Origin of the sequence: Rhodosalinus sp. (assembly GCF_046542825.1) — a bacterium.
GTDB lineage: Bacteria > Pseudomonadota > Alphaproteobacteria > Rhodobacterales > Rhodobacteraceae > Rhodosalinus.
Window position 1 is genome coordinate 1 of the sequence record NZ_JBKHAQ010000130.1, and the last position, 7453, is coordinate 7453.

Consider the following 7453-nt stretch of genomic DNA (forward strand, 5'->3'; position numbering starts at 1 on the left):
CTGTGCTTCAACACCGCGATGACCGGCTATCAGGAGATCATGACCGATCCCTCCTATGCCGGGCAGATCGTGACCTTCACCTTCCCCCATGTCGGCAATGTGGGCGTGACCCCCGAGGACGACGAGACGGCGGAGCCGGTCGCCGCCGGCATGGTGGTGAAATGGGACCCCACGGAGCCCTCGAACTGGCGCGCGGCGGAGCCGCTGACCGACTGGCTGGCGCGGCGCGGGCGCATCGCCATCGGCGGCGTGGACACGCGCCGCCTGACCCGCGCGATCCGGCAACAGGGCGCGCCGCATGTCGCGCTGTCGCACGACCCCGAGGGGCGTTTCGACATCGAGACGCTGGTCAAGGCCGCGCGCGCCTTTCCGGGGCTCGAGGGGCTGGACCTTGCGCGCGATGTGACCTGCGCGCAATCCTACCGTTGGGACGAGATGCGCTGGGCCTGGCCCGAGGGCTACAGCCGCCAGACGCAGGCGAAGCATCGGGTCGTTGCCGTGGATTACGGCGCCAAGCGCAACATCTTGCGGTGCCTGGCAAGCGCCGGTTGCGAGGTGACGGTCCTGCCCGCCACCGCGACCGCCGAGGAGGTGCTGGCGCATGCGCCCGACGGCGTATTCCTGTCGAACGGCCCGGGCGATCCGGCGGCCACCGGCGAATACGCGGTGCCGATGATCCGCAAGGTGCTGGAACGCGACCTGCCCGTCTTCGGCATCTGTCTCGGCCACCAGATGCTGGCGCTGGCGCTGGGGGCGCGCACGGTCAAGATGAACCACGGCCATCACGGCGCGAACCATCCCGTCAAGGACCTCGAGACCGGCAAGGTCGAGATCACCTCGATGAACCATGGTTTCGCGGTGGATGCGCAGACCCTGCCCGGTGGGGTGAAGGAAACCCATGTCTCTCTCTTCGACGGGTCGAACTGCGGCATCCGGGTCGAGGGGCGGCCGGTCTATTCGGTGCAGTATCACCCGGAGGCGAGCCCCGGCCCGCAGGACAGCTACTACCTGTTCGAACGCTTCGCGGCCGACATGGCGGCGCGGTCACGCGCGACAACCTGAAGCTGAAGCGTTAACCTGCCATTAACCATTAAGGATTGTCTTGTCCGAAGGCGCTGAAGACGCCTTGCGGGACGGATGACGGTGACGATCCAGGGGCTTCAGACGCCGCGCCCCACGCGGGTGACGGCGCATTTCGGGCAGCCGCTCGGGCGGATCCTCTGCGATCTGGGCCTGATCGGCGCGCAGGATCTGCTGCGCGCACTGGCGCAGCAGTCGGAGACCCGCGCGCCGCTCGGCCGTATCCTGCTGGCCGAGGGGCTGATCGCCGAACCGCAACTGCGCCGCGCGCTCGCCCTGCAGTTCGGGGTCGAGGCGGTGGACGCGGCCGAACAGCCCCCCGACCCCAGCCTTGCCGGCGCGCTCGATCCGGTCTGGTGCGTGACCCATGGCCTGCTGCCCTGGCGGCGCGAGGGCGGCACGACGCTGGTCGCCACCAGCCGGCCGCAGGATTTCCAGAAGCGCCTTCCGGAGATCGCGGCGGCGCTGGCCCCTGTCCGGATGGCCGTGGCCAGCGAGCGCGATATCGAGGCGGCGCTGGGCCGGATGCACGGGGCCGAACTCGCCCGCCGGGCGGAGCGCCGGGTGCCCGACATCGAAAGCTGTCGCCACTGGTCGCAGCCGACCCCGGAACGACGCGCCGCAACGCTGGCCGTCGTGCTCTCGGCGGTGGGGGTGCTGCTTCTGGTGCCCGGAGTTTTCTTCGGCGCCCTGTTCCTCTGGGCCGTGCTCACGCTGGCCCTTGCCACGGGGATGAAGGCGCTGGCGCTCACCACGCGGCTTCTGCCCGCGCCGGACCGCTCTCGCGGCCCGGCCGCGCTGCCACGGGCGCCGCCGATGATCTCGATCCTCGTGCCGCTGCTGGACGAAGGGGACATCCTGCCCGCGCTGCTGGGCCGGCTCGAGGCTCTGCACTACCCGCGCCCGCTGCTCGACGTGGTGCTGATCCTCGAGCAGACGGACGTCGGCACGCGGGCCGCGCTGTCGCGGATCGACCTGCCGCCATGGATGCGGGTGGTCGAGGTGCCGGACGCCGAGCTGCGCACCAAGCCAAGGGCGATGAACTACGCGCTCGACTTCTGCCGCGGCGAGATCGTCGGCATCTACGACGCCGAGGACGCGCCCGAGCCCGATCAGCTGATCCGCGTCGCCGCCCGCTTTGCCGATGCGCCGCCGGAGGTCGTCTGCCTGCAGGGGATGCTCGACTACTACAATCCGCATTCCACCTGGCTCGCGCGCTGCTTCACCATCGAATACGCCACCTGGTTCCGGGTGGTGCTGCCCGGCCTCGTGCGGCTTGGCCTCGTCATCCCGCTGGGGGGCACCACGCTTTTCTTCCGGCGCCACGCGCTGGAGAAGCTGGGCGGCTGGGACGCGCACAACGTGACCGAGGACTGCGACCTGGGGATTCGCCTCGCGCGGCACGGCTACCGGACCGAGATCATCGAGACCGTGACGCAGGAAGAGGCGAACAACCGCCTGCTGCCCTGGATCCGGCAACGGTCGCGCTGGCTCAAGGGCTTCATGATCACCTACGCGGTGCACATGCGCCGGCCCGTCCAGCTCTTCCGCCAGCTCGGGGCGCGCCGTTTCTGGGGCGTGCAGGTGCTGTTGCTGACGGCTGCCACGCAGTTCCTGCTGGCGCCGCTGTTGTGGAGCTTCTGGGCGGTGCCGCTGGGCATCCCCCATCCGCTGGAAGAGGCGCTGGGGCGCGAGGTGCTGCTGATCGCAGGCGCCGGCTTCCTGCTGACAGAGGCGCTGGCGGTCGCCATTGCCGTGATCGCCGTGCGCACCACCGCGCATCGCGGGCTGCTGCCCTGGGTGCCCACCATGCACCTCTATTTCCCGATCGGCGCGATGGCGTCCTACAAGGCCGCGTTCGAGCTGATCACCGCGCCCTTCTACTGGGACAAGACCGCGCACGGCCATTCGATGAGTGACGAACGCCCCCCGCGCGGACAGGAGGCGCGGGGCCTGCGCGCGCCGCGCTAGGCATCATCGACCGCGCCCGCCGAATCCAGTTTAAGCCGCGTGACGAAGGCAACCGAGATGTGGTCGCGCAGCGCCGTGTAGGCCGCCCGCTCGTCGCGCCGCGCGATGGCCTCCACGATCGCGTGATGCTCTTCCAGCGCCTTCGTCCCGCGCCCCTTCGCGGCAAGCGAGGTCGTCGCCATCAGCGCCATGGAGCGGTGCACGAGGTCGAGCTGCTGCACGAGGTAACGGTTGTGCGAGGCAAGATGGATCATCTTGTGAAACCGCCGGTTCGCGCGGGCCAGCGCCGAGGGGTCGCCCACCAGCGAACGGTCCTCCTCGACCATGTCGCGCAGCACCTGGATCTCTTCCTCCGTCGCGTGGCGCGCCGCGAGGCTGGCCGCCAGCCCCTCGAGCTCGCAGCGCACGACGTAGAGTTCCGCCATCTGGTTGTGGTCGAGCGAGGCGACGATCAGCGAGCGCCCGTCGCGGGTGAGCAGCGACTGCGTCTCGAGCCGCTGCAGCGCCTCGCGGATCGGCGTGCGCGACACGCCGAAGCGCTCGGCCAGTTCCGATTCCACCAGCCGGTCCCCGGGCTTGTAGATGCCGCTGTCGATCGCCTCTAGGATCAGGATGTAGGCGTCCTTCTGCACGGGTTTCGGAAGGGGGCGGGCGGATGTGTTCATCGGCGTATCTCTCGTCTTGACCGCGAAAGCCTAGCGCCGCGGCGGGCAGCCAACAAGCGCGCCATTGCCGCGGCGCCTGCGGCAGGCTATCCGCGATGCATGCCCAAGCAGCACTTCGATCACGTCGCACACTGGGTGTTCGACCTGGACAACACCCTCTACCCGCCCGAGGCGCGCCTCTTCGACCAGATCGAGGTGCGGATGACCGCCTACGTGATGGAGGCGCTGGGCGTCACGCGGGCCGAGGCCGACCGCCTGCGCCACCGGTACTGGCAGGACTACGGCACCACGCTGGCCGGGCTGATGGAGCTGCACGGCGTGGACCCCGGCCCCTATCTGACCGAGGTGCACGAGATCGATTTTTCCGTGCTTGCGCCCGACCCGGACCTTGCCGCGCGCATCCGTGCCCTTCCGGGGCGGCGCGTGGTCTATACCAACGGCTGTGCGCCCTACGCAGAGCGGGTGATCGAGGCGCGGGGGCTCTCGGGGCTTTTCGACGCGGTCTGTGGCGTGGAGCATGCGGGCTTTCAGCCCAAGCCGCGGCGTCAGGCCTTCGAGACGGTCTTTGCCGTGACGCGGGTGGAGACGGCCCGCGCCGCCATGTTCGAGGACGATCCCCGCAACCTGACCGCGCCGCACGCGATGGGGATGCGCACCGTCCACGTCGCGCCCGAGCGGCACGAGGCCCGGCACATCCACCATCACACCGACGACCTGTCGGGCTTTCTGGCGCGGCTGGTCTGAGGCCGCGCCCGGCCGCTGCGACGCCGCGGCGCGGAGGCCGGGATCGCGCGCCGCGTGAGGGCCGGGCGGGCGCTTCGGTATACTGCGGCATTCTGCCAGCTTCCGCCGTGACGCGGCTCGATTAGATCGGGGCAGCGAAATCAGGAGTTGCGAATGAGCCTTTCCGAAGAGCCCCGCACCGGGCGCGCGCGCCGCGCCTTCTATGCCGTTCCCGTCATCGGCTGGATCGCCCGCGATCTGCTCGAGGGCGACGCGGACGTGATCTATTACCTGCTGGCGGCGATCGTCAGCCTCTGGGCCATCGCGGTGATGACCTGGGGCTTGCCGGCGCTGGCGCTGCCCGCGCTCTTCATGGTGCCGGTGATCGTGGGCGTCCTGCTGCTCATCACGGTCGGCAGGTGACGGAAGCTCTGCGGCGTTTCGCCCTTGGCCCGCGCCGCGGCTTCGCGCTACCTCTGGCGCCGAAGGGAGAGCGCCCATGACCGAGTTCACCCACGACATCCTGGTGGCCGGCGGCGGGATCGCCGGCCTGACCGCCGCGGCCGCCTTCGGGCAGGCGGGGTTCTCGGTGCTCTGCGTCGATCCCGCGCCGCCCGTGACCGAGCGCGAAGCGCAGGGCGCGGACCTGCGCACGACCGCCTTCCTGCAACCCGCGCAGGCGATGCTCGCGCGCGCGGGCCTCTGGGGGCGGCTCGCGCCCCACGCCATGCCGCTGCAGACCATGCGGATCATGGACATCAGCGGCGAGATGGAAAAAAGCCGCGTGCGCCGCGACTTCGACGCCGCCGACATCTCTGACCAGCCCTTCGGCTGGAACCTGCCCAACTGGCTCTTGCGGCGCGAGATGGCCGCACGGGTCGAGGAGATGCCGAACGTCACCTTCCGCCCCGGCGTGGCCGCGACGGGCCTCTTCACCCGGACCGGCGAGGCGCGCGTGCGGCTCTCGGACGGGGACGAGGCGCGGGTGCGGCTGGTGATCGCCGCGGACGGGCGCAATTCGCCCATGCGGCAGGCGGCGGGTATCGGCGCGCGCACCCTGCGCTTCGGCCAGAAGGCGCTGGCCTTTGCCGTGACCCACCCGATCCCGCATGAAAACGTCTCGACCGAGATCCACCTCAAGGGCGGCCCCTTCACGCTGGTCCCCCTGCCCGATCACGCGGGCAAGCCCTCCTCTGCCGTGGTCTGGATGGAAGAGGGCCGCGAGGCGCTGCGTCTGCGCGACCTGCCGACCGAGGCGCTGGAGGCCACGATGTCGGCGCGCTCCGCCTGGCTGCTGGGGCCGCTCAGCCTGGCCTCGCAGATCACGCTCTGGCCGATCATCAGCCGGGTCGCCGACCGCTTTGCCGGCGAGCGGCTGGCGCTGGTGGCCGAGGCCGCGCATGTCGTCCCGCCAATCGGGGCGCAGGGGCTGAACATGTCGCTTGCCGATCTGGCGGCGCTGCTGGAACTGGCCGAGGCGCGGCCGGAGGGGCTGGGCGACCCCGCGATGCTCGCCGCCTACGATCGAAAGCGCGCGCTCGACGTGCGGATGCGCGTGGCGGGCGTGTCCATGCTCAACGGCGTGTCGATGCTGGGCGGGCAGCCCTTCGGCGCGCTGCGCGCCCGCGGGATCGAGGCGCTGCACGGGGTGGCCCCCGTGCGCCGCGGGCTGATGCGGCTGGGCCTTGGCGCGGGCAACGCTCCTCGGCCCTGACGGGCCTCCTCGCGGCGTGGCGCAGCGAGGAGGCCCGTCAGGGCGCGACGAGCGGGCTCAGAGCGCGGCGTCGACCGCCGGTTCCAGCCGCGCCAGCGTGCCGTCCACGTCCCGCAGCTTGTCGAGACCGAAAAGGCCGATCCGGAAGGTCATGAAGCCGTCGGGCTCGTCCACCTTCAGCGGCACGCCGGCCGCGATCTGGGTGCCCTGCGCCAAAAAGGCGCGACCCGACTGCACTTCGGGGTCGGAGGTATAGCCCACGACCACGCCGGGCGCACCGTAGCCTTCGGCGGCGACCGAGACGACGCCCTTCTCGGCCAGCTTCGCGCGCACGCCGTCGCCCAGCCGCCACTGTGCCTCACGCGCGGCCTCGAATCCGAAGTCCTTCGTCTCCAGCATCGCATCGCGGAAGGCGCGTAGCGAATCGGTGGGCATGGTGGCGTGATAGGCGTGCCCGCCGTTCTCGTAGGCGCGCATGATGTTGGTCCAGGTCTTCAGGTTGAGCGCGAAGCTGTCGGACTCGGTCGCTTCCAGCCGGTCGAGCGCGATCGCCGACATCATCACGAGGCCCGCCGAGGGGGTCGAGGACCAGCCCTTCTGCGGCGCCGAGATCAGCACGTCGACGCCGGTGGCGGCCATGTCCACCCAGGCCGCGCCGGAGGCGATGCAGTCGAGCACCATGAGCGCGCCCACCTCGTGCGCGGCCTCCGAAAGCGCCGAGATGTAGGCATCCGGCAGGATCAGGCCCGCCGAGGTCTCGACATGCGGCGCGAAGACCACCGCCGGGCGTTCGGCACGGATGCGCTCGACCACCTCGTCGACCGGCGCGGGGACGAAGGGCGACTGCACCTCGTTGCCGGTGCGGCGCGCCTTCATCACCGTGGCCTCGGCGGCGATCCCGCCGCCCTCGAGGATCTGGCTCCAGCGGTAGGAGAACCAGCCGTTGCGCACCACCAGCACGCGCGCGTCGCGGGCGAACTGGCGGGCGACCGCCTCCATCGCGTAGGTGCCGCCGCCGGGCACGATCGCCACGCCCTCGGCCCCGTAGACCTCTTTCAGCATCGAGGAAAGATCGCGCATCACCTGCTGGAAGGCGGCCGACATGTGATTGAGCGAGCGGTCGGTGAAGACCACCGAGAATTCGGAAAATCCGCCGGGATCGACGGTGTCGTAGAGCGCGGGCATGGCGCGGTCTCCTTCGTGGCGTTTTCCCTGAGGTAGCGGGCGGGCGCGGGCTTGCCAAGGCGCCGCGCAGGCAGCGGCCCGGGACAAGGGGGGCTGTCTGCCCCCCTCGGCGGCT

Annotated in this window: 7 protein-coding genes; 5 read left to right on the forward strand and 2 right to left on the reverse strand. The window is 70.7% G+C overall.

Annotated elements, in window-relative coordinates:
• On the forward strand, nucleotides 1–1062 hold a 1062-nt coding region (gene carA / locus ACLFOB_RS13335), incomplete at its 5' end, for a glutamine-hydrolyzing carbamoyl-phosphate synthase small subunit (RefSeq protein WP_410926388.1).
• Nucleotides 1063–1137: 75 nt separating this feature from the next.
• Nucleotides 1138–3051, forward strand: a complete 1914-nt coding sequence (locus tag ACLFOB_RS13340) for a glycosyltransferase family 2 protein (RefSeq protein WP_410926389.1) — start codon at nucleotides 1138–1140, stop codon at nucleotides 3049–3051.
• Here ACLFOB_RS13340 and ACLFOB_RS13345 read toward each other — a convergent pair.
• On the reverse strand, nucleotides 3048–3716 hold the full coding sequence (locus tag ACLFOB_RS13345) for a GntR family transcriptional regulator (RefSeq protein ID WP_410917856.1): 669 nt from the start codon (nucleotides 3714–3716) through the stop codon (nucleotides 3048–3050). The genes ACLFOB_RS13340 and ACLFOB_RS13345 overlap by 4 nt on opposite strands.
• A gap of 99 nt (nucleotides 3717–3815) precedes the next feature.
• Between ACLFOB_RS13345 and ACLFOB_RS13350 the strand changes: the two genes are divergently transcribed.
• From ACLFOB_RS13350 to ACLFOB_RS13360, 3 genes are all read left to right on the forward strand, one after another.
• Nucleotides 3816–4460, forward strand: coding sequence for a pyrimidine 5'-nucleotidase (locus ACLFOB_RS13350; protein WP_410926390.1), 645 nt, complete (start codon nucleotides 3816–3818; stop codon nucleotides 4458–4460).
• A 153-nt stretch (nucleotides 4461–4613) separates the two neighbouring features.
• On the forward strand, nucleotides 4614–4862 hold the full coding sequence (locus tag ACLFOB_RS13355) for a hypothetical protein (protein WP_410918549.1): 249 nt from the start codon (nucleotides 4614–4616) through the stop codon (nucleotides 4860–4862).
• 76 nt (nucleotides 4863–4938) lie between these two features.
• Nucleotides 4939–6153: a UbiH/UbiF family hydroxylase gene (locus ACLFOB_RS13360; protein WP_410926391.1), complete on the forward strand. Its 1215-nt coding sequence runs from the start codon at nucleotides 4939–4941 to the stop codon at nucleotides 6151–6153.
• A gap of 57 nt (nucleotides 6154–6210) precedes the next feature.
• On the opposite strand, the gene ACLFOB_RS13365 is transcribed toward ACLFOB_RS13360, so the two are convergent.
• Nucleotides 6211–7338: an aminotransferase class V-fold PLP-dependent enzyme gene (locus ACLFOB_RS13365; protein WP_410926392.1), complete on the reverse strand. Its 1128-nt coding sequence runs from the start codon at nucleotides 7336–7338 to the stop codon at nucleotides 6211–6213.
• Nucleotides 7339–7453 lie beyond the last annotated feature (115 nt).